This window comes from Azospirillum sp. CT11-132 (genome assembly GCF_047302835.1).
Classification (GTDB): Bacteria; Pseudomonadota; Alphaproteobacteria; order Azospirillales; family Azospirillaceae; genus Azospirillum.
Genome location: NZ_JBGLZA010000008.1, coordinates 338,735 through 358,705, shown reverse-complemented (window position 1 = coordinate 358,705; position 19,971 = coordinate 338,735). Strand labels below are relative to the sequence as shown.

At 68.8% G+C, this 19,971-nt stretch carries 17 protein-coding genes; 4 read left to right on the top strand and 13 right to left on the bottom strand.

The genetic code is table 11. The annotated features are described in order from the left end of the window. Positions 1–28: 28 nt before the first annotated feature. From ACCD06_RS30270 to ACCD06_RS30255, 4 genes are all read right to left on the bottom strand, one after another. Complete coding sequence (locus ACCD06_RS30270; protein WP_413345785.1) at positions 29–835, bottom strand: alpha/beta fold hydrolase; 807 nt, start codon at positions 833–835, stop codon at positions 29–31. A gap of 171 nt (positions 836–1,006) precedes the next feature. After that, entirely contained in the window at positions 1,007–1,336 is a 330-nt protein-coding gene (locus ACCD06_RS30265; protein ID WP_136701983.1) for an HPF/RaiA family ribosome-associated protein, read from the bottom strand. A gap of 211 nt (positions 1,337–1,547) precedes the next feature. After that, complete coding sequence (locus tag ACCD06_RS30260) at positions 1,548–2,630, bottom strand: YeiH family protein (protein WP_413345783.1); 1,083 nt, start codon at positions 2,628–2,630, stop codon at positions 1,548–1,550. A gap of 124 nt (positions 2,631–2,754) precedes the next feature. Further along, on the bottom strand, positions 2,755–3,957 hold the full coding sequence (locus ACCD06_RS30255; protein WP_109075892.1) for an ATP-dependent DNA helicase: 1,203 nt from the start codon (positions 3,955–3,957) through the stop codon (positions 2,755–2,757). A 129-nt stretch (positions 3,958–4,086) separates the two neighbouring features. On the opposite strand from ACCD06_RS30255, the gene ACCD06_RS30250 reads away from it, so the two are divergent. After that, positions 4,087–5,061 carry an MBL fold metallo-hydrolase gene (locus tag ACCD06_RS30250; RefSeq protein ID WP_413345781.1) on the top strand — a complete coding sequence of 325 codons (975 nt, stop codon included), beginning with the start codon at positions 4,087–4,089 and terminating at the stop codon, positions 5,059–5,061. 6 nt (positions 5,062–5,067) lie between these two features. On the opposite strand, the gene ACCD06_RS30245 is transcribed toward ACCD06_RS30250, so the two are convergent. Then, positions 5,068–6,054, bottom strand: coding sequence for an aldo/keto reductase (locus ACCD06_RS30245; protein WP_413345779.1), 987 nt, complete (start codon positions 6,052–6,054; stop codon positions 5,068–5,070). 188 nt (positions 6,055–6,242) lie between these two features. Between ACCD06_RS30245 and ACCD06_RS30240 the strand changes: the two genes are divergently transcribed. Continuing rightward, positions 6,243–7,343: a hypothetical protein gene (locus ACCD06_RS30240; RefSeq protein WP_413345777.1), complete on the top strand. Its 1,101-nt coding sequence runs from the start codon at positions 6,243–6,245 to the stop codon at positions 7,341–7,343. A gap of 272 nt (positions 7,344–7,615) precedes the next feature. Here the strand turns inward: ACCD06_RS30240 and ACCD06_RS30235 are convergent, their stop codons facing one another. Next, the gene (locus ACCD06_RS30235; protein ID WP_109075895.1) at positions 7,616–8,113 is read right to left on the bottom strand and encodes an Lrp/AsnC family transcriptional regulator; all 498 of its coding nucleotides are present in this window, start codon (positions 8,111–8,113) and stop codon (positions 7,616–7,618) included. Positions 8,114–8,222: 109 nt separating this feature from the next. Here ACCD06_RS30235 and ACCD06_RS30230 point away from each other — a divergent pair, with 109 nt between their 5' ends. Further along, positions 8,223–9,110 (top strand): EamA family transporter, encoded by an 888-nt coding sequence (locus tag ACCD06_RS30230; RefSeq protein WP_413345775.1) that lies wholly within the window; start codon positions 8,223–8,225, stop codon positions 9,108–9,110. A gap of 31 nt (positions 9,111–9,141) precedes the next feature. Here ACCD06_RS30230 and ACCD06_RS30225 read toward each other — a convergent pair whose 3' ends face one another. From ACCD06_RS30225 to ACCD06_RS30195, 7 genes are all read right to left on the bottom strand, one after another. Next, positions 9,142–10,242, bottom strand: a complete 1,101-nt coding sequence (locus tag ACCD06_RS30225; protein WP_413345773.1) for a lactonase family protein — start codon at positions 10,240–10,242, stop codon at positions 9,142–9,144. Between the two features lie 105 nt (positions 10,243–10,347). Continuing rightward, positions 10,348–11,871, bottom strand: a complete 1,524-nt coding sequence (garD, locus tag ACCD06_RS30220; protein WP_413345771.1) for a galactarate dehydratase — start codon at positions 11,869–11,871, stop codon at positions 10,348–10,350. Between the two features lie 178 nt (positions 11,872–12,049). Next, a complete protein-coding gene (gene gudD / locus ACCD06_RS30215; RefSeq protein WP_413345770.1) occupies positions 12,050–13,387 on the bottom strand; it encodes a glucarate dehydratase in 1,338 nt (445 codons plus the stop codon). Positions 13,388–13,428: 41 nt separating this feature from the next. Further along, the gene (locus ACCD06_RS30210) at positions 13,429–14,499 is read right to left on the bottom strand and encodes a mannonate dehydratase (protein WP_413345768.1); all 1,071 of its coding nucleotides are present in this window, start codon (positions 14,497–14,499) and stop codon (positions 13,429–13,431) included. A gap of 67 nt (positions 14,500–14,566) precedes the next feature. Beyond that, a complete protein-coding gene (locus tag ACCD06_RS30205; protein ID WP_413345766.1) occupies positions 14,567–15,955 on the bottom strand; it encodes an MFS transporter in 1,389 nt (462 codons plus the stop codon). 163 nt (positions 15,956–16,118) lie between these two features. Then, positions 16,119–17,030, bottom strand: a complete 912-nt coding sequence (gene kdgD / locus ACCD06_RS30200; RefSeq protein WP_413345764.1) for a 5-dehydro-4-deoxyglucarate dehydratase — start codon at positions 17,028–17,030, stop codon at positions 16,119–16,121. Between the two features lie 264 nt (positions 17,031–17,294). Continuing rightward, the gene (locus ACCD06_RS30195) at positions 17,295–18,026 is read right to left on the bottom strand and encodes a FadR/GntR family transcriptional regulator (RefSeq protein WP_247871714.1); all 732 of its coding nucleotides are present in this window, start codon (positions 18,024–18,026) and stop codon (positions 17,295–17,297) included. 363 nt (positions 18,027–18,389) lie between these two features. Between ACCD06_RS30195 and ACCD06_RS30190 the strand changes: the two genes are divergently transcribed. Beyond that, positions 18,390–19,970 carry an aldehyde dehydrogenase (NADP(+)) gene (locus tag ACCD06_RS30190; RefSeq protein ID WP_413345761.1) on the top strand — a complete coding sequence of 527 codons (1,581 nt, stop codon included), beginning with the start codon at positions 18,390–18,392 and terminating at the stop codon, positions 19,968–19,970. Position 19,971 lies beyond the last annotated feature (1 nt).

Sequence of the window (19,971 nt, the reverse complement as noted above, 5' to 3'; positions counted from 1 at the left end):
CCGTAACGCCATCACTAAATTAGCAAACTCAGGAGAGATGACGGGCAAGCGCGGCGATCACCGTTTCGGGTGCCGACAGGTGGGGCAGATGGCCCGATGCGTCGAGGATCTCCAACACGCTGTCCGCCAGATGGTCGCGCAGAAACTCCGCCGCCTCAATGGTCACCGCGGGATCCTGCCGGGTCTGCAGGATGACCGCCGGCACCGTGACATCGCCCAGGCGACTGCGCAGATCGCTGCGCAGCACGGTCAGCAACAGCGACAGCGCCATGTCCGGGCGCATCGCCCGCATGCTGGCGACGAACTCCCGCACCGTCGGGTCCTCCGCCGGACGGTCGACGACCATTTGCCCGAAACGCGCCGTCCACTGCATATAGTCCTGGGTCGCGCTGTCGATCAGTCCGTTGATGTCGCCGCCGTCGAACCCGCCGCGATAGTCGCCGACATTGCCGTAGCAGGCCGACGCACCCAGCATGATGAGCTTGCGGAACTGGTACGGCGCCCTGATCGAGGCCAGCGCCGCCACCATCCCCGCCACCGAATGCCCGACGCAAACGCAATTCTCGATCCTGAGCGCTTCAAGGACGGCCGTCACGTCGCGGGCATAGGCGTCCAGGGAGCCATAGCGGACATGGTCGAAGTGGGATTGGCTTCCCGGCCCGACTCCCGCCAGATCCAGCAGCACGATGCGATAACCGCCCCGGAATGCCGCCACCACATGGCGCCAGGCCACCTGTTCGGTGCCGAAGCCGGGTATCAGGACCAGCGTCTCCGCCCCCGATCCGACCACGGAGACATTGTGGCTCTCCAGAATCGAGGAACTGTTTTCGATCATTTCAGGACCCTGACGATGGGCATTGGGTGATACAACCATAGTGTGCAGCGCACCCGCAAGCAGGATCGGTCCGGCACGGTCCCGACGCAGAAATGCAATGCGCCCGTCCGGACGGACCGGACGGGCGCGGAAGGGATGGTTCAGGGTAGGTCTGCTGGAAGGCGCCGGCCTTCACTCGCCGCGCTGTTTCTCGGCGAAGCGCTCCAGCGAGCGGCGGGCGGCGTCGAAGGCATCGCGGATGGCTGCATCGGCGCTTTCGTGGGCATGGTTGCCGGACTTGTCGCTGTGCACGACCAACTCGTCACCGGGAACGGTCAGCGCGACCTGGACGGTGTAATGCTTGCCCTGATGCTGGTGGCGGTGCGGCACCTCGAAGACCACGCGCTTGGCCATGATGCCGCCGAAGAAGCGGTCGAGCTTGTCGGCATGTTCGCGGATCAGATGCTCCAGGGCGGGAGAGGGGTCGATGTTGCGGAAGGCGATCTGCACCGGTTGACGCATGACCATACTCCTTGTTCTGCGCGGGAGCGGCACCTGCAAGGCGTCTCCCCCGCGGGGCCCGCCCCGCCGCCCGGCCGATTGGTTTGGGGGGCCGGCGGGAGGGGTTGGTGATCTCAGGATCGCACAGTGGCGGAATTCTGCATTAATCTGAATCAATGCGCTCCCTGGTTGCCGGATGTAGACTCCCGCCCGTTTCAGGCCCAGGCGGATCTCAGGCCAGCCCGATCAACCGGATCAGCGTCAGGCTGATGCCGCCCAGCACCAGCAGGGACAGGACGACCGCCGCGGTGACCCGCCCCCCGGCCCGCGCCACCGTCCGCACATCGACCCCCAGCCCCAGCGCCGCCATCGACACCACCGTCAGCAGGGTCGCCGCATGCTCCATCGCCGGCAGGGCGGCCGGGGGAATGAGCCCCAGCGAGCGCAGGACGATCATCGCCAGGAAGCCCTGGATGAACCACGGCACCAGATGGTGGACCGGCGGATGGGTCCGGCGCGGACGCTCCGCCATGTCGGCGCAGGCGCCGGCCCCCTCCCCGCCCAGCCGGGGCGCCAGCAGCGACAGCAGCAGGCAGACCGGCCCCAGCATCAGCACCCGCACCAGCTTCACCAACGTGCCGATCTGCACGGCGGTGGCGCCCAGCGGCGCGGCGGCGGCGATCACCTGCGGCACGGCATAGACGGTCAGCCCGGCCAGCGCGCCGTACTGCACGCCGCTCAGCTGCAGCCCGATGCCGAGCAGCGGCAGGCCAAGCACGACGGCGACGCCCAGCACGGCGGTGAAGGCGATGGAGGCGGCGACATCGTCGCTGTGCGCGTCGATCACCGGCGCCACCGCGGCGATGGCCGAATTGCCGCAGATCGCGTTGCCGCAGGCCACCAGCACCGCCATGCGCACCGGCAAGCCGAGCAGCCGCCCGATGCCGAAACCGGCCAGCAGCGCCATCGCCACCACCGCCGCGATGCCCAGCAGAAGGGCCGGTCCCGCCGACAGGATGGTGGCGGCGCTGACCGACGCGCCGAGCAGCACGACCGCCACCTCCAGCAGGATCTTGGCGGAAAAGCCGATGCCGGGATGCCAGCGCGCCGATGGCGTCCAGGCGGTGCGGATCACGGTGCCGATCAGGATCGCCAGGACCAGCGCCTCGATCCAGGCTTGGCCGAACAGCGCCACCTCCGCCGCCGACGCCGCGAAGGCCAGGGCGGTCACGGCAACGCACAGGGCAAGGCCGGGCAGAAGGCCGCCGGCGCGGGAAAGCACGGGGCTTCCCGGTGCTGCGGTATCACGAACCATGGGAAGAAGTCTCCGGAAGCGGTCGGGAGCGGAAAATACCGTCCCGACACGTGAAATATGGAGACCGCTTCCGATCACATCCAACGCAAAGAAGTGATGCGTTCGATAAACTGGGTTTATTGGTTCAGGCCGGCAGGCAGTCGTCGAATTCGGGAACCTGCCACGGCCCGCCGAGGTCGGCGTTGCGCAGCAGAAGCACCAGCTCCTCGCGCGAGCGGGTGACGGCGGTGTAGAGCCAGCGCCAGCGGTGCTCGCGGAAGGCGGCCGAATCGTCGACCACGGTGACCGACGGGAACTCCGACCCCTGCGAGGCATGGCAGGTGATCAGCCACGCCCAGTCATAGAGCTGGATGTCCTTGCCCACCCGCGGCTGCACCATGCCTTCGCTGTAATGGGCCTGGAACATCCAGGGATGGACGATCAGCTTGCCGCGCGACCGCACCTCGTCCTCCATCTGCACGCCCAGCGACCACAGGCCGGCCTCGCGGCCCTGCGCCTCGGCGGCCGGCCGGGTCAGCGCGCCGATCATGCCGTTGTAGAGCCCCTCGTCCTTCTGGTTGCGCCGGCAGATGACCCGCTCCCCCGCCTGCGGCATCACCGAATCGTGGCCCAGCAGTTTGCGCATCCGCTTGGTGTAGGTGGTGCGGACGCGGTGGGTGCCGCAAATCGCCTGCGCCGAGGTCCGCATCACCAGCGACTGGGTGCGGTTTTCCAGCGGCAGGACATGGACCTTGCCGACCGAGCCGAAGCGCCGGGGCATCTCCTGCCGGCGCAGCAGGTGGGCCAGCCGGATCACCGGGCTTTCGCGGGCGGTGCGGTGCGGCTCGGTCAGGCGGAAATCCGGTTCGCCGCTGGTGAACAGCCCCTGGCCGGAGACCGGCGGCAGCTGGTAATCGTCGGCGATGACCAGGATCTTCTTGCCGGTCCGCATCAGGTCGCGCGCCAGATCGTCGCCGATCATCGACCCCTCGTCGCAGACGATCAGGTCGGCGTCGGCCACCGGCCCGTCGCTGCGGCGGGCGAAGAACAGCTCGCCGGTGTCGCCGTCCTTGCGCGGGGCGTAGAGCAGCGAATGCAGGGTCGCCGCCCCCTCGATCCCCTTCTGGCGCAGCACCTGCGCCGCCTTGCCGGTCGGGGCGCCCACCACATAGTCGGTCAGCCGGCGGCGCTCCAGCAGATGCTCCAGCACGAAGGCGGTGGTCTTGGTCTTGCCGGTCCCGGCCTCCCCGGCCAGCCAGAAGACCTGCTGGGCGTCATCGTCCTTGTACCAGGCGTCGATCGCCTGGATGGCGCGATGCTGCTCGTCGGTCGGGGTATCGGACTGCATTGGATCGAACCGGGATCAAACCATGAATGAAGACGGCACAGTAGCCCGAGCACGCACCGATGGTCCATAGAACTTCGCCGCAGCGACACCATCTCCTCCGGGACCATCGTTGCAAAGGAACCGATGCGCATGCGCAATCCCTATTGGCAGGGTCCCGCCACGTCGAACTTCGACGGGCTGCGCTTCTTCAATCCGGGCGAGCCGGAGACCGACCGCAGCCTGCGCCAGCTGCTCCGCTGGCAATGGGGCCGGAAGGCGGCCAAATGGCCGCGGCGGGTGCCGGTCGCGCCGGTGATGCCGGCCCGGCACGTCGATGGGCTGCGCGTGACGGTGGTCGGCCATGTGACGACGCTTGTCCAAGCCGCCGGGCTGAACGTCCTGACCGATCCGGTCTGGTCCGACCGCGCCAGCCCGGTCCGCTTCGCCGGACCGAAACGGGTGACCGCGCCGGCCATCCGCTTCCATGACCTGCCGAAGATCGATGCGGTTCTGCTGTCGCACAACCATTACGACCATCTGGACGTGGCGACGCTGAAACGCCTGCACCAGCGCGACGCGCCGCTGATGGTCACGCCGCTCGGCAACGACACCATCCTGCGCAAGCATATCCCCGGCGTGCGGACGGCGGCGGGCGACTGGTGGAGCCGGTTCGAGCTGGGGGGGCAAGCGGAGGTCCACATCGTACCGGCCAACCACTGGTCCTCGCGCACCGGGCGTGACCGCCGGATGGCTCTGTGGGGCGGCTTCGTCCTGCGCACGCCCGCCGGCTCGGTCTATTTCGCCGGCGACACGGGCTATGGCACCGGCGCCGCCTTCCGCGCCATCGGCGAACGGCTGGGGACCTGCGATCTGGCGCTGATCCCCATCGGTGCCTATGACCCGCGCTGGTTCATGTCCGCCCAGCATTGCGACCCGGACGAGGCGGTGCGGATCATGCTGGACGTCGGGGCGAAGAAGGCCGTCGGCATCCATTGGGGCACCTTCTCCCTGACCGACGAGGCGCGGGAGGAGCCGCCGCAGCGGCTGCGCACGGCGCTGGCCGCCCACGGCATCGCCCCCACCCGCTTCGAAGCAGCCCATCCCGGAACCGTGGTGGAGGGCTGAGGCACCTCAAGCCGGCGTCGGCGCCTGTTCCGGCAGGACGCCCGACGCCTTCAGCTCCCGCCAGAAATCGGCGGGGATCGGCTGTCCCATCAGGTCGACGTTCTCCCGCACCCGCGCCGGATTCTTGGTGCCGGGAATGACCGAGGCGACGACCGGATGCGCGGCGCAGAACTGCAGGGCCGCCGCGCGCAGATCGACGCCGTGGCGCTTGGCGATCTCCGCCAGCCGATCACGCGCCGCCACCTTGTCGGACGGGGCCTCCTGATACTCGAAAGTCTTGCCCCCGGCGATCAGGCCGGAATTGTAAGGGCCGCCGACCACCACATGCACGCCGCGCTCGCCGCAGCGCGGGAACAGCTCGTCCAGCGCCGGCTGGTTCAGCAGGCTGTAGCGCCCGGCCAGCAGGAAGACGTCGGGGTCCGCCCGCTCCAGCGCCATCACGCAGGGCTCCACCCGGTTGACGCCAAGGCCCCAGGCGCGGATCACCCCCTCTTCGCGCAGCCGGGTCAGCGCCACGGCGGCGCCTTTCATGGCGGTGTCGAACACCTCCAGCCAGCGGTCGCCATGCGCGTCCTCGGCGCAGTCGTGGATATAGGCGATGTCGATGCGGGCCATGCCCAGCCGCTGCAGGCTGTCCTCGATGGACCGCCGCACGCCGTCGGCGGTGTAGTCGTAATCGACGCGGAACGGCAGTCCCTTCACGAAGGGACCATGCTTTCCTCCCTTGCTGGAATCGGCGCGCAGCAGCCGGCCGACCTTGGTCGACAGCACGAATTCGTCGCGCGGCCGGTTGCGCAGGACATGGCCGAAGCGATGCTCCGAAATGCCGGGCCCATATTCGGGGGCGGTGTCGAAATAGCGGATGCCGGCGTCCCAGGCGGCGTCGAGCGTGGCTTCGGCCGTCTCGTCCGGCACCTCCTCGAACATGTTGCCCAGGGGCGCGCCACCGAAGCCGAGCGGGCCGGGCGGGGCGAAATGGGTGCTGTTGGACATGGAGGAAAACCTTTCCGTCTCTGACGCCTGATCGTTGCACCCGGTCAACACCGCGCTTCGCCGGGCCGTTCCGGTCCCATACGGCCACTGCCGACCGTCCAGCCGGCGCTTGATTGCCATTCCGGCCATGCCCAGCTTGCTACGCGGAACGGATGGGAACCAGGGCGCGGATGGCGATGGGAGCGGCGATGGGAGCGGATGACAGTACGGAAATCCTCGGCGAGGCCCGCCGCATCCTCGCCGCCGGGGACGAAAGCGCGCTGGCGCCCCCGGCAATGCTCGGCGATCTGGAAGCGTTGCTCGCCGATACCTTCGACGAGAGCTACACCGCCGAAAGGGTCCTTGCCCTGCTGACGCCCGCCCGCCGCCGCGCCTTGAAGAACCGCTTCGCAGCCGCGGACGACGGTGGCGGCGCCGAGGTCTGGCTGCCTGCCGACATTCTGGACCGGCTGCGCAGCGTCGCCGACACCCCGCTCGACGCCATCCGCGCCCTGCTGGACAGCGGGCGCGGCCTGCCGGAGCCGGGCAGCGAGGAGCATTGCCGCAAGCGCCGCTGTGACCCCCATGTGCTGCTGTCCGATCCCGCCGCCTGGCAATGCCGGACTTGCGGTCTCACCGGCCGGGTCGATCTGCCGCCGAACCCCATCGTCGCCGCGCACCTGATCGACCAGCGCAGCCGCGTCGCCGAGTTGCACGCCCTGGCCGCCGCGCTCTACGAGGGATGGGCGGCCGGCGACCGCTTCACCGTCGCCGACGCCGCGGCGAACCGTCAGCCCGGCATCCCCGCCGACCGCGACCGGCTGAAGGCCCTGCTTGCCGACCTTCTGCGCGAGGGCCTGCTGGAAGAGGCACCCGGCCCGCGCGGCGGCGCCGGTTACCGCGTGCTGGAGGAGCCGCCGGACTGGATCGCCGACGCCCTGGCCGACCGCCGCCGCCAGCGCGAGGCGGAGGCCCGCATCCGCGAGGACCGGGCGGCGGCCTTGCGCCAAGTCCTGGAAGACGGCCTGACCCACACCACCGCCGCCGGGGAGATCGTGGAGATCGCCCAAAGCGAGCGCGGGCTGGAACTGCGCTTCCCCGCCATCCCCGCCTGGGAGTTGCGCGAAGAGATGAAGCGCCAGGGCCATTGCCGCTGGGACGGCCGCCGCCGCCGCTGGTGCCGCACCTCCCCCGTCACCAGTGTCGAACCCTGGCTGGCCGCGGCTCTCGACGCCGGCGCCACGGTGGCCCCGCTGGGCACCGCCGACCCGGATGCGGAGGATTGGGGGTACGAGGAGTGGCCGGACTGAGCGGCCGTAAGATTTTGGGGGCGATGATCGGCCGTCACCCCTGCGAAGGTGCTAAAGGATGTACACATCTCAGCGTCACGTAAGACGTTGGAATAAAGCGATTTTGTCGGTCGTCATTCCCGCGAAGGCGGGAATCCAGCCACATCCGCCGCTGATCTGCGGAGTTTCCTGGATCCCCGCCTTCGCGGGGATGACGGCAAAAAAACGCGCATGCTGTGATCGGATGAGAGGCGGGTCAAACCCGAAACATGTTTTGGCAGGGTCACCCTACCCTACAAATCCACCTCCAGCGTCACCTTCACCGGGTCGAGCACGACCATCGTCTGGAAGGACTGCACCAGTTCGTTGTCGGCGAACAGGCGGCGCGACAGCACCTCGTAGCTCGCCATGTCCGGGACCAGCAGGATCAGGACGAAACTGGCCTTGCCGGTGATGAAATAACACTGCTGCACCTCCGGCGCCTCGCGGAACAGCCGCTTGGCGGCGGCGATGGTGGGTGAGCGGTCGTTGACCGTCTGGACCTCCACCACCACCGTCACGCCCTGCCCGACCGCGGCCGGATCGACCACCGCCACGTTGCGGCGGATGACTCCGGCCGCCTCCATCCGGGCGATGCGGCGCTGCACCGCCGGGGCGGAGAGGTGGACCGCCTCGCCGATTTCGCGCTGGGAGGTCTTGTTGTCGCGCTGCAGGATGCGCAGGATCGCGCGGTCCTGGTCGTCGAGCTGATTGGCCAACTGGTCGGGCGGGCGAGCGATCGTTGAGCGCATGGCGGCTTTCGCGAAAGAACGGTGCGTCTAACTCCCGAAACTTAAGCGCCCGGCGCCCCTTCGTCACAGTATCTTTTCGCCTGATCATCCTCTGCCGGGAGCCGGGCGCGTGGCGAACGCATCCATCGACACCACACCCGCAACCGCCGCGCAGGCAGAGCCGGCGGCGCTGCCGCTGCTGCTTCTGCTGGCGTCGCTGCTGTCGCAATATGTCGGAGCGGCCTCGGCGAAGTCGCTGTTCCCGCTGGTGGGCGCGGAGGGGGTGACCGGCCTGCGCGTCGGGCTGTCGGCGCTGATGCTGCTGGCGATCCTGCGGCCCTGGCGCCGCCTGCCGGGACGGGCGGACATTGGCAATCTGCTGGTCTACGGCGCCACGCTGGGGGCGATGAACCTGTCGATCTACCGGGCGATGGAGCTGATCCCCATCGGCATCGCCATCGCCATCGAGGTGACCGGGCCGCTGGCGGTGGCGCTGCTGGGGTCCCGCCGCCTGAAGGATTTCCTGTGGATCGCCTGCGCCGCCGTGGGCCTCGTCCTGCTGCTGCCGCTGCGGGAGGCATCCGCCGCGCTGAACCCCGTCGGCATCGCCTATGCGGCGGCGGCGGCCTTCTGCTGGGCGCTCTACATCGTCTTCGGCAAGCGCGCCTCCGCGCTGCCGGGGGGGCAGGCGGTGGCCTGGGGCATGCTGGTGGCGGCCAGCTTCACCGTCCCGCTGGGGATCGCCCACGCCGGCGCCGGGCTGCTGGTGCGAGCGGTCCTGCTCACAGGATTCGCCGTTGCAGTGCTGTCCAGCATGGTGCCCTACCTGCTGGAGATGATGGCGCTGCGCCGCCTGCCCAGCCACGTCTTCGGCCTCGCCGTCAGCGCCTCCCCCGCCGTGGCGGCGCTGATCGGCTTCCTGATGCTGGGCGAGCGGCTGAGCGCCGTGCAGTGGGCCGCCATCGCCTGCATCATGTTCGCGTCGGCCGGCAGCGCGCTGACCAAGGGCCGGCGATGAGACCGTCCCCCACCGAGACGGCGCCGCGGCCTCACTTCACGCTGACGAACTCCACCCAATTCGGCTGCTTGCCGGTCGGATAGCGGGCCAGCGTGGTCAGCGCGCCGCTGCCGCCGTCGATGCGGTAGACCGTCATGCCGTCGGACTTCTCGCCCACCGCCGCCAGGAAGCGGCCGGTCGGGTCGATGTTGAAGCCGCGCGGCTGCTCCTCCGTCGCCACGCTGCCGAGCGGGGTCAGCAGGCCGCTTTCCGGGTCGATCCGGAAGGAGCGGATCGTGCTGGTCCGCCGTTCGGAGATGTAGAGGAAGCGGCCGTCCGGCGTCGCATGGATGTCGGCAGCCCAGGGCTCACCCTTGAAATCGGCCGGCAGGGACGGCAGGCGCTGCTTTTCCGTCAGCGTGCCGGTCTTGGGATCGTACGCGAACACGGCGACGGCGGCATCCAGCTCGTCCACCAGATAGAGATGGCGGGCGTCGGGATGGAAGGTGATGTGGCGCGGCCCAGACTTCGCCGGCAGCGTCACCGACGGCGGGTCGTTCTCGCTCAACGTTCCGGTGGCCGCGTCGAGGCGGAACTGCACCAGCCGGTCGGACCCCAGATTGGTGGCGAAGGCGAAACGGTTGTCGGGCGACGGCTGGATCGAATGGGCGTTCTTGCCGGTCGCGACCACCTGCTGCGGCGGTCCCACCTTGCCGTCCGGCCCGATCGGATTCACCGCCACCTTGTCGCCGCCATAGGACGCGCTCAGCAGATACTTGCCGCTGCGATCGGTGACGATGTTCGCCATGCTGTCGGCCAGCGGACCGCTGCCGAGATGGCTCAGCTTCCCGGTCGCCGCATCGATGGCGAAGACCTGCACCTGATAGGGCTGCGACCGCACGCCGGCATAAAGGAAGCGCCGGTCCGGGCTGACCGCCAGGGGGGTGGAGGAACCGGGCTTGTCGACCCCGACGAAGTGCACCGTCCCCATCGGGGTCATGGCGCCGGTCTCGCCGTTCAGCCGGAAGACGCTGATGTCGTTGCTGGCGGCGTTGGACACATACGCGAAGCTGTCGGCTTGCGCCGGCACGGCTGCGATGAAGGCAGCGGAAGACAGCAGCATCGCCAGCGCGATGCCGTAACGGCGTCCCATGATTTCCTCCCTTGTGTGGTTGTCCACCCGCCGCGGGCGCCGGTTGCTCCGGTCATCTCCGCGGCAGGGGGCATGAGATCCAGCCCCCGATCAGGTGAGCGCAAATCAGGTCACTGGCGCCGGGTTGAACAGGGTCAGCGCGTTGCGCAGGCCCCAGTGATCGGCCCAGGTCTGCTTGCTGCCGCTCGCCACCTCCAGGATCAGGCGGAACAGCTCCCAGCCCACCTCCTCGATGGTGGCCTCGCCGGTGGCGATGCGGCCGGCGTCGACGTCGATCAGGTCGTGCCAGCGCGAGGCCAGCTCCGTCCGCGTCGCCACCTTGATGACCGGCGCCATGGCGAGGCCATAGGGCGTGCCGCGGCCGGTGGTGAACACCTCGATGTTGCAGCCCGACGCCAGTTGCAGCGTGCCGCAGATGAAGTCGCTGGCCGGCGTGGCGGCATAGAGCAGCCCCTTGCGCGTCGCCCGCTCGCCCGGCGACAGCACGCCGACGATCGGGCTGGTGCCCGACTTGGCGATGGAGCCCAGCGCCTTCTCCACCACGTTGGCGAGGCCGCCCTTCTTGTTGCCGGGGGTCGGGTTGGCGCTGCGGTCGGCCGACCCGACCTGGAGGTAATCGTCGTACCAGCGCATCTCGCGGATCAGCGCGCGGCCGGTCTCCTCGTCGATGGCGCGCGGGGTCAGCAGGTGGATGGCGTCGCGCACCTCCGTCACTTCGGAGAACATCACCGTCGCCCCGGCCCGCACCAGCAGGTCGGCGGCATAGCCCACCGCCGGGTTGGCGGTCACCCCGGAAAAGGCGTCGCTGCCGCCGCATTGCAGCCCGACGACGAGATCGGACGCCGGGCAGGTCTCGCGCCGCCGCTCGTTCAGTTGCGCCAGCCGGCGGTCGGCCATCTCCAGGATGGACGCGACCATGTCGCCGAAGCCCTGGTGGCGTTCGTCCTGCAGGGTGACGATGCTCGGCTCCACCCCGGCCGGCAGCAGCCGTTCCGGCTGGAGCTTCTCGCAGCCCAGCCCGACCACCATCACCGCCCCGCCCAGGTTGGGGTTGCGGGCGAGGTTCTGCAGCGTGCGGATCGGCACCACCGCCCCCGGCGCGTTGATCGCCACGCCGCAGCCGTAGGTGTGGTTCAGCGCCACCACGTCATCGACGTTGGGGTATTTGGGCAGCAGCTCCTTCTTGATGCGGTCGATGGCGAAATCCATCACCCCGGCCACGCACTGCACGCTGATGCTGATGCCCAGCACATTCTTGGTGCCGACCGTCCCGTCGGGATTGCGATAGCCCTGGAAGCTATAGCCGTCCAGCGCCGGGGCGTCGGGCGGCACGGCGGTCGCCAGCGGCAGTGTGTCCAGCTCCGGCGCATCCGGCAGGCGGACCAGCGATTCCTCAATCCAGGCGCCGCGGCAGATCGGCCGGGCGGCGGTGCCGATCACCTGCCCGTAGCGGACGATCGACGCCCCCTCATCCAGATCGGCCAGCGCCACCTTATGGCCCTGCGGCACGAAGTCGGTCAGGACCAGCCCGCACTCGAACTCCGTCCCCGGCGGCAGCCCGCCGGAATTCACCACGATGGCGACGTTGTCCTCGGGATGGACCAGGATATAGAGAGGCTTCTGGGTCATGGCTTGCCCTGACTGTTTTGCCAAATACCCCCTCTCCCCCCCGGGGAGAGGGTCGGGGTGAGGGGGATGCACGGGGAGGATTCTCGGTAAAGGTCTGCCACGCGTCCCCCTCACCCTAACCCTCTCCCCGGGGGGGAGAGGGGATTCTCCCGGCGTCACGCCTCGTAGGAAAACAACCTCACCGCACCAGACACGGCCGCTTGTTGTCGAACGTCCAGCCGGCGATCAGATACTGCATCGCCGTGGCGTCGTCGCGCGCCCCCAGCCCATGCCGCTTGTAGAGGTCATGCGCCTTCGCCAGCTCGTCCATGTCGATCTCGACGCCCAGGCCCGGCTTCTGCGGCACGGCGACCAGACCGCCCTCGATGCGGAACGGCTCCTTGGTCAGGCGCTGGCCGTCCTGCCAGATCCAGTGGGTGTCGATGGCGGTGATCCGGCCCGGCGCGGCGGCGGCGACATGGGTGAACATCGCCAGCGAAATGTCGAAATGGTTGTTGGAGTGCGAACCCCAGGTCAGCCCCCACTCGTGGCACATCTGGGCGACGCGGACGGACCCTTGCATGGTCCAGAAATGCGGGTCGGCCAGCGGGATATCGACCGACTGCAGTTGGATCGCATGGCCCATCTGGCGCCAGTCGGTGGCGATCATGTTGGTGGCGGTCGGCAGGCCGGTGGCGCGGCGGAACTCCGCCATCACCTCGCGACCGGAATAGCCCCGCTCGGCGCCGCAGGGATCCTCGGCATAGGCCAGCACGTCGCCCTTCCCCTTGCACAGGCGGATCGCCTCCTCCAGCGACCACGCGCCATTGGGGTCCAGCGTCACGCGCGCCTGCGGGAAGCGCTTGGCCAGCGCCGTCACCGCCTCGATTTCCTCCTCGCCGCGCAGCACGCCGCCCTTCAGCTTGAAGTCGTTGAAGCCGTAGCGGTGATGGGCGGCCTCGGCCAGCCGCACCACCGCGTCGGGGGTCAGCGCCACCTCGTTGCGCAGGCGGAACCAGTCATCCCTGGCGTCCGGCTCCGCCCGGTACGGCAGGTCGGTCTTCTTGCGGTCGCCGACGTAAAACAAGTAGCCCAGCATCTCCACCGCGTCGCGCTGCTGCCCCTCGCCCAGCAGGGCCGCAACCGGCACCTCCAGGAACTGGCCCAGCAGGTCGAGCAGCGCCGCCTCCAGCGCCGTCACCGCATGGATGGTGATGCGCAGGTCGAAGGTCTGCAAACCGCGCCCGCCGGAATCGCGGTCGGCGAAGCCGCGGCGCACGCTGTTGAGGATGTTGTTCCAGGCGCCGACCGGCTGGCCGACCACCAGGGCGCGGGCATCCTCCAGCGTCTGGCGGATCTTCTCGCCGCCCGGCACCTCGCCGACGCCGGTGTGGCCGGCGCTGTCCTTCAGGATCACCACGTTGCGGGTGAAGTAGGGCGCATGGGCCCCCGACAGGTTCAGCAGCATGCTGTCCTGGCCGGCGACCGGCACGACCAGCATTTCGGTGACTTTGGGCGAGGACATCTGAGTGGCCATGATGCGGGGTCTCGACAGCGGGAAATGCGGGGAAAAGCGGATCAGGCGGCTTGCAGCAGCGCCTGGGTATAGCCGAGCGCGAAGGCGAAGAACCGCTCGCGGTCGGGATCGACCTCGGAGAAGGGTACATGGTCGGGGCAGAGGATGCCCCGGTATCCGACCTCGCGATAGGCGCGGATGCAGGCCGCCATGTCGACCGACCCCTCATCCGGCATCGCCTCGCGGAAGTCGAGGTAGCCGCCCTTGATGTTGCGGAAATGGACCATGAAGATGCGGTTCTGCGGCCCGAACTCGCGGATCGCCTCCAGCACCGTCGCGGTCGGATCGCGCGACATCTCGGCGATGGTGCCCTGGCAGAAATTGAAGCCGAGCGACTTGCTTTCCGGCGCCAGATTGATGAAGCGCCGCAGGCCGTCCAGCGACCCCAGCACATGGTGCACGCCGTTCAGTCCGCCGGGCGGATAGGCCGGGTCGTGCGGGTGGCAGGCCAGCTTGACGCCGGCCTTCTCGGCGGTCGGCAGGATCGCCTCCACCAGATACTCGATGGCGCGCCAGCCGTCAGCCTCGCTGACGCCGCCCGCTTCGCTGGCCATCACCTGCCCGCAGGTTTCGGCAGCGCCGCCGGCACGCGCATCCTCGTCGTCCGGCAGCACGGTACCCCAGTAGGAGAAGCGGGCGTCGTTCTCCGCCCGGTACTCGTCGGCCTTGAAGGTCGAGCAGCGCATGCCGCCGCGCCCCTCCACCTCGCCGGTGCGGGTGATGCCGACCATGGCGACGGTGTATTTCACGGTGTCGACACCGCCGTCCGCCGCGGCACGGATGTTGTGGCGCAGCCGCTCCGCCGTCGCCGCCGCCTTCTCCGGCGCCCGCAGGCTGTCGAGCAGGATGGAGCCGACGTCCAGCGCCAGACAGTCCAGCGTCAGGCCATGGCCCTCCACCCATTTGCGCTGGGCGGCGACCTTGCGGCCGTCCCACAGGCCGGCCTCGACATCACCGTCGGCCATCACCGGCGCGTTCGGCCGGCTGTCGATGACGATGCCCCGGGCACCGAGCTGGGCGGACAGGCGCAGGCGCTTGTCGGTGGGGTTGATGAGCTGTTCGCCGATATACATGGGATGACCTCTGCCAAACCGTTCGACACGGACCGGATCGGGGGCGGGAACCCCGCCCCGCCGGCCGTTACGTCCTCAGTTCCATCCGCTTGATCTCGCCGACGATGACAAGATAGCTGACCGCCGCGATCAGGGCGTTGGCGCCGACGAAGACCAGCGCGCCGTTGAAGGAGCCGGTGGTCTGGATGATGTAGCCGATGATGATCGGCGTGGTGATCGACGAGATGTTGCCGCACATGTTGAACACGCCGCCGCTGAGACCGGTGATCTCCTTCGGCGCGCAGTCCGACATGACCGCCCAGCCCAGCGCCCCGATGCCCTTGCCGAAGAAGGCCAGCGCCATCAGCGATACGATGATCCACTGCAGGTCGGTGTAGTTGCAGGCGATCATCGCCATCGACATCAGCATGCCCAGCACGATCGGCGTCTTGCGGGCCGCGGTCAGGGAATAGCCCCGGCGCAGCATCGCATCCGACATCACGCCGCCCAGGATGCCGCCGGCGAAGCCGCAGATCGCCGGGATGGAGGCGATGAAGCCGGCGTTCAGGATCGACATGCCGCGGGCCTGGACCAGATAGACCGGGAACCAGGTGATGAAGAAATAGGTGATCGCGTTGATGCAGAACTGGCCGAGGAAGATGCCGACCATCATGCGGCTGGCGAAGAGCTGGCGGATGTAATCCCATTTCGCGCCGCTCTCGGCCACCGCCGTCTTCTTGCCGTCGTCCATGTTGACCAGACCGCCGCCGGCGGCGATGTAGTCCAGCTCGGCCTGATTGATGCGGGGATGGTCCTTGGGAGCATAGACGGTCTTCATCCACACGCCGGCCATGACGATGCCGAGGCCGCCCATGACGCCGAACACCCAGTGCCACCCGAAGGAATGGGTCAGCCAGCCCATCAGCGGCGCGAAGATGACCGTCGCGAAATACTGGGCGGAGTTGAAGACGGCCGACGCGGTGGCGCGCTCGTTGCCCGGGAACCATGCCGCCACCACGCGGCTGTTGCCGGGGAAGGACGGCGCCTCGGCGAAGCCGACGGCGAAGCGCAGAGCGAACAGCATCATCACCGCGGCCCCGCCGGCCAGGAAGCCGATGGTGCCCTGCATCAGGGTGAAGACCGACCAGGTGAAGATGCTCAGCCCATAGACGATCTTCGACCCGAAGCGGTCGAGCAGCCAGCCGCCCGGCAGCTGGCCCAGCACATAGGCCCAGCCGAAGGCGGAGAAGATGAAGCCCATTTCCGCCGCGCTGATTCCCAGTTCCTTCGAAATCACCGGGCCGGTGATCGACAGGGTGGCGCGGTCGGCGTAATTGACGACCGTGACCAGGAACAGCATCGCGAGGATGAGGTAGCGGACGTTGGTCCGCTTGGCCGTGGCCGCTGCGGCGGAAAAGGCGGACCGTTCGGCCGCGCCGTTGGCGGTGGTGTTCTCGGCGGTGCTCTCGAATGTCATGGAATTTCCTCCCTCAAGGCATGAGGGCGGGCAGGCGCGGCAGTCCGTTTCCGGACCCGTTCGACGGATCCGGCGTCATTGGCTGCACCTTGTGTCCGGCGTCGGGGACTGAAGCCCGGCGCCTGCCCGACCGGCGATGGCGTGTTGCCGTGGCTTACTTGAGTTACTGGGGACCCAGCGCCTCGATCAGGGCGCGCAACTCCTCGACCTCAGCCGGCGTGCAGTCGGTCAGCGGCGCGCGCACCGGGCCGGCGGGTCGGCCGACAATGGCGGCGCCCGCCTTGACGATGCTGACGGCATAACCGGCCTTGCGGTTGCGGATCGCCAGATAGGGCAGGAAGAACTGGTCGAGCAGCCGGTCGGTGGTGGCGGTATCGCCCGACGCGATCGCGCGGTAGAACTCCATCGCCGTGCGCGGGATGAAGTTGAAGACGGCCGACGAATAGACCGGCACGCCGATGGCGCGGTAGGCGGCGGCATAGACCTCGGCGGTCGGCAGGCCGCCCAGATAGCTGAAGCGGTCGCCCATCTTGCGGCGGATGGTCGTCATCATCTCGATGTCGCCCAGCCCGTCCTTGAAGCCGATCAGGTTGGGACAGCGCTCCGCCAGCCGGGCCAGCCGGTCGGCGCCCAGCTTGCAGGTGGCGCGGTTGTAGATGATGACGCCGATGCCGACCGACTTGCAGATCGCCTCGACATGGGCGGCGACGCCCTCCTGGTCGGCTTCGGTCAGATAATGCGGCAGCACCAGGATGCCGGCGGCGCCGGACTTCTCGGCGGCCTGCGCCATCTCGATCGCGATGCGGGTGGAGTAGCCGACGCCGGCGATGATCGGCACGTCCTTGCCGCAGACCTCGACGGCCAGCGACACGATGCTCTTGTGCTCGTCCGGGGTCAGGGAGAACAGCTCCCCGGTGCCGCCGGCGGCGAACAGGGCGGACGCGCCATAGGGCTTCAGCCATTCCAGGCGGCGGGCATAGCCGCCCGGCTCGAAGGTGCCGTCGGCGGTGAAATCGGTCAGCGGGAACGACAGAAGACCTTCGCTGACGACGGCCTTCAGGGCTTGCGGTTCCATCGGGGGCATCCTTGGAAAAACGGTGGTGACTGTCCGCGGAGACGAAGCCGCGGGCCGGTGTTGCGGCGATCCGTTCAACACCGGCGGCGTCCGATGACAGGACGACTACCATCATATCAGTCATCATACAAGTGGTTTGATGCGCACAGAGGCAATCAGCCTTCCCACCAATCGGCGGGCGGTAAACGCCCTCTCCGGCCTCGGGAGAGGGCGCAACAGGCGACAGCTTTTCTGCTGTGTCGGGGACCGAATTTGTCCCGGCGTTCAGCCCGCCGCGGCGGCCGTCTTGAAATCGCCGCCGGCGCGCAGCCGGTCGCGGCTGCCGTTCAGATGCAGGCGGATGGCGGCGCGGGCGCCTTCCGGATCCTGGCGTTCGATGGCGGAATAGATGGTCTGGTGCTCGTCGTTGATCCGCCGCAGATACTGCCGGCGCGAATCGCCCTCCAGATGGCCGTAGCGCACGCGGGCGCGCGGGATCAGCAGCGATCCGAGATAGGAGAACAGGGCCAGGAAATGCTTGTTTCCGGTCGCCGCGGCAATGGCGCTGTGAAAGGCAAGATCGGCGTCGATGGCGTCCTCGCCCGCCTCCACCGCCGCCGTCATGGTGTCCAGCGCCTCGCGCATGCGGGCCAACTGGCTGTCGTCGCGGCGGATGGCGGCCAGATAGGCAGCTTCCGATTCCAGGCTGATGCGGACCTCCAGCACCGAAATCGCCTCGTTCACCGCCTCCAGTGACGATTCCTCGATGCGGAAGGGCAGGATCGCGGCGTCGCGCAGGACGAAGGCGCCCAGCCCCTGCCGGGTGGAGACCATGCCGACCGCCTTCAGATTTGCGATCGCCTCGCGCACCACGGTGCGGCTGACGCCGAATTCGTCGATCAGATCCTGTTCGCTCGGCAGCCGGTCGCCGCTCTTGAACTGTCCGCTGGAAATCCGTTCGGCCAGGGCATCCACCAGTTGCTTCGCCAGCGGATCCCGGCGCCTGCGCGCTGTCATCACCATCCTCACCCAACCTAAGGCTCCGGGCCGAACGCCCGTCACCACGCCACCCGGAAAGTTAACACCCACAAAACCTATACGACAATAGACAAGCAAACCAGGGCGGCAGCACGATATTGGCGCATATGGGCGGGTCGGATTGTTGCGCACTTGTATGATGAGTGATGACGTGATAGATGGCATGCCCAGCAGATGAACGCGGATTGCGGCGGCGTTAGACCCCCACCCTAACCCTCCCCCGCTGGGCGGGGGAGGGGACAAGTGCTTAAGCGGGAGAGTGGCGGCAGTCCCTCCCCTGCCCAGCGGGGGAGGTTAGGTGGGGGCAATCGCCAGCCGACCCCTGCCCACAAAGGAGACATCATGACCATCACCGGCGAGATGCTGATCGGCGCGAGCGCCCACCGCGGCGCCCAGGGCGAGTTCCGCGCCGTCGACCCCGCCACCGGCGAGGTGCTGGAGCCCGTCTTCGGCGGCGGCGGCGCGGCAGAGGTGGAGCGCGCCTGCGCCCTGGCCTGGGCCGCCTTCGACAGCTTCCGCGAGACCGGCCTGGAGCAGCGCGCGACCTTCCTCGAAACGGTCGCCCAGAACATCCTCGACATCGGCGACGACCTCATCACCCGCGCCATGGCCGAATCCGGCCTGCCGCGCCCCCGGCTGGAGGGCGAGCGTGGCCGCACCGTCGGCCAGCTCCGCCTGTTCGCCCAGGTCGTCCGCGAGGGCAGCTGGATCGAGGCCCGCATCGACCCGGCCCTGCCGGCGCGCACGCCGCTGCCCCGATCCGACATCCGCCAGCGCCACATCGCGCTGGGGCCGGTCGCGGTGTTCGGCGCGTCCAACTTCCCGCTCGCCTTCTCGGTGGCCGGTGGCGACACGGCCTCGGCCTTCGCCGCCGGCTGCCCGGTGGTGGTGAAGGGCCATGGCGCCCATCCCGGCACGTCGGAGCTGGTCGGCCGCGCCATCCAGGCGGCGGTCGCCTCCTGCGGCCTGCATGAGGGCGTCTTCTCCCTGCTGTTCGGCACCGGCAACGAGATCGGCACGGCGCTGGTCGCCGACCCGCGGATCAAGGCGGTCGGCTTCACCGGCTCGCGTCGTGGCGGGCTGGCGCTGATGGAGGTGGCGGCCCGGCGGCCGGAGCTGATCCCGGTCTATGCCGAGATGAGCAGCATCAACCCGGTCTTCCTGATGCCGGCGGCGCTGTCCTCGCGGGCCGAGGCTCTGGGCAAGGCGTTCGTCGCCTCGCTGACCATGGGCGCCGGGCAGTTCTGCACCAACCCCGGCATCCTGCTGGGCGTCGAAGGGCCGGACCTCGACCGCTTCGTCGATGCTGCGGTTGCGGCTCTCGGCGGCAGTGCGGCCTCGACCATGCTGACGCCGGGCATCCACGCTGCCTATGACGCCGGCGTCGCCAAGCTGGCCGGCAGCGGCGATGTGACGACGCTGGCGCGCGGTCTGGCCTGCAGCGGCCCGAACCAGGCGCAGGCGGCCTTCTTCACCACGACGGCCGACGCCTTCCTGGCCGACACCGAGTTGCAGGAGGAGGTGTTCGGCGCCGCGTCGCTGCTGATCCGCTGCCCGGACGTGGCGGCGATGAAAGCGGTGGCGGAAAAGCTGGAAGGGCAGCTGACGGCGACCTTGCAGATGGATGCGGAGGACAAGGGCGCGGTGGCGGGTCTGATCCCGACGCTGGAGCGCAAGGCTGGCCGCATCCTGGCGAACGGCTGGCCGACGGGGGTTGAGGTCTGCCACGCGATGGTGCATGGCGGCCCGTTCCCGGCGACCTCGGACCCGCGCAGCACCTCGGTCGGCACGCTGGCGATCCGCCGCTTCCTGCGCCCGGTCTGCTACCAGGACTTGCCGCCCGACCTGCTGCCGGAGCCCTTGCGCGACGGCAACCCGTTGGGGCTGTGGCGGCGGGTGGATGGAGAACTGGGTCGCACCTAAT

What these genes read in the sequence shown, in the direction of transcription:
- ACCD06_RS30195 (WP_247871714.1), bottom strand. Translation starts at nt 18,026, where the DNA reads ATGACAGCGCGCAGGCGCCGGGATCCGCTGGCGAAGCAACTGGTGGAT.
- ACCD06_RS30205 (WP_413345766.1), bottom strand. Translation starts at nt 15,955, where the DNA reads ATGACATTCGAGAGCACCGCCGAGAACACCACCGCCAACGGCGCGGCC.
- ACCD06_RS30210 (WP_413345768.1), bottom strand. Translation starts at nt 14,499, where the DNA reads ATGTATATCGGCGAACAGCTCATCAACCCCACCGACAAGCGCCTGCGC.
- ACCD06_RS30265 (WP_136701983.1), bottom strand. Translation starts at nt 1,336, where the DNA reads ATGCGTCAACCGGTGCAGATCGCCTTCCGCAACATCGACCCCTCTCCC.
- gudD (WP_413345770.1), bottom strand. Translation starts at nt 13,387, where the DNA reads ATGGCCACTCAGATGTCCTCGCCCAAAGTCACCGAAATGCTGGTCGTG.
- ACCD06_RS30260 (WP_413345783.1), bottom strand. Translation starts at nt 2,630, where the DNA reads ATGGTTCGTGATACCGCAGCACCGGGAAGCCCCGTGCTTTCCCGCGCC.
- ACCD06_RS30255 (WP_109075892.1), bottom strand. Translation starts at nt 3,957, where the DNA reads ATGCAGTCCGATACCCCGACCGACGAGCAGCATCGCGCCATCCAGGCG.
- ACCD06_RS30240 (WP_413345777.1), top strand. Translation starts at nt 6,243, where the DNA reads ATGGGAGCGGATGACAGTACGGAAATCCTCGGCGAGGCCCGCCGCATC.
- ACCD06_RS30225 (WP_413345773.1), bottom strand. Translation starts at nt 10,242, where the DNA reads ATGGGACGCCGTTACGGCATCGCGCTGGCGATGCTGCTGTCTTCCGCT.
- ACCD06_RS30190 (WP_413345761.1), top strand. Translation starts at nt 18,390, where the DNA reads ATGACCATCACCGGCGAGATGCTGATCGGCGCGAGCGCCCACCGCGGC.
- ACCD06_RS30270 (WP_413345785.1), bottom strand. Translation starts at nt 835, where the DNA reads ATGATCGAAAACAGTTCCTCGATTCTGGAGAGCCACAATGTCTCCGTG.
- ACCD06_RS30250 (WP_413345781.1), top strand. Translation starts at nt 4,087, where the DNA reads ATGCGCAATCCCTATTGGCAGGGTCCCGCCACGTCGAACTTCGACGGG.
- ACCD06_RS30245 (WP_413345779.1), bottom strand. Translation starts at nt 6,054, where the DNA reads ATGTCCAACAGCACCCATTTCGCCCCGCCCGGCCCGCTCGGCTTCGGT.
- kdgD (WP_413345764.1), bottom strand. Translation starts at nt 17,030, where the DNA reads ATGGAACCGCAAGCCCTGAAGGCCGTCGTCAGCGAAGGTCTTCTGTCG.
- ACCD06_RS30235 (WP_109075895.1), bottom strand. Translation starts at nt 8,113, where the DNA reads ATGCGCTCAACGATCGCTCGCCCGCCCGACCAGTTGGCCAATCAGCTC.
- garD (WP_413345771.1), bottom strand. Translation starts at nt 11,871, where the DNA reads ATGACCCAGAAGCCTCTCTATATCCTGGTCCATCCCGAGGACAACGTC.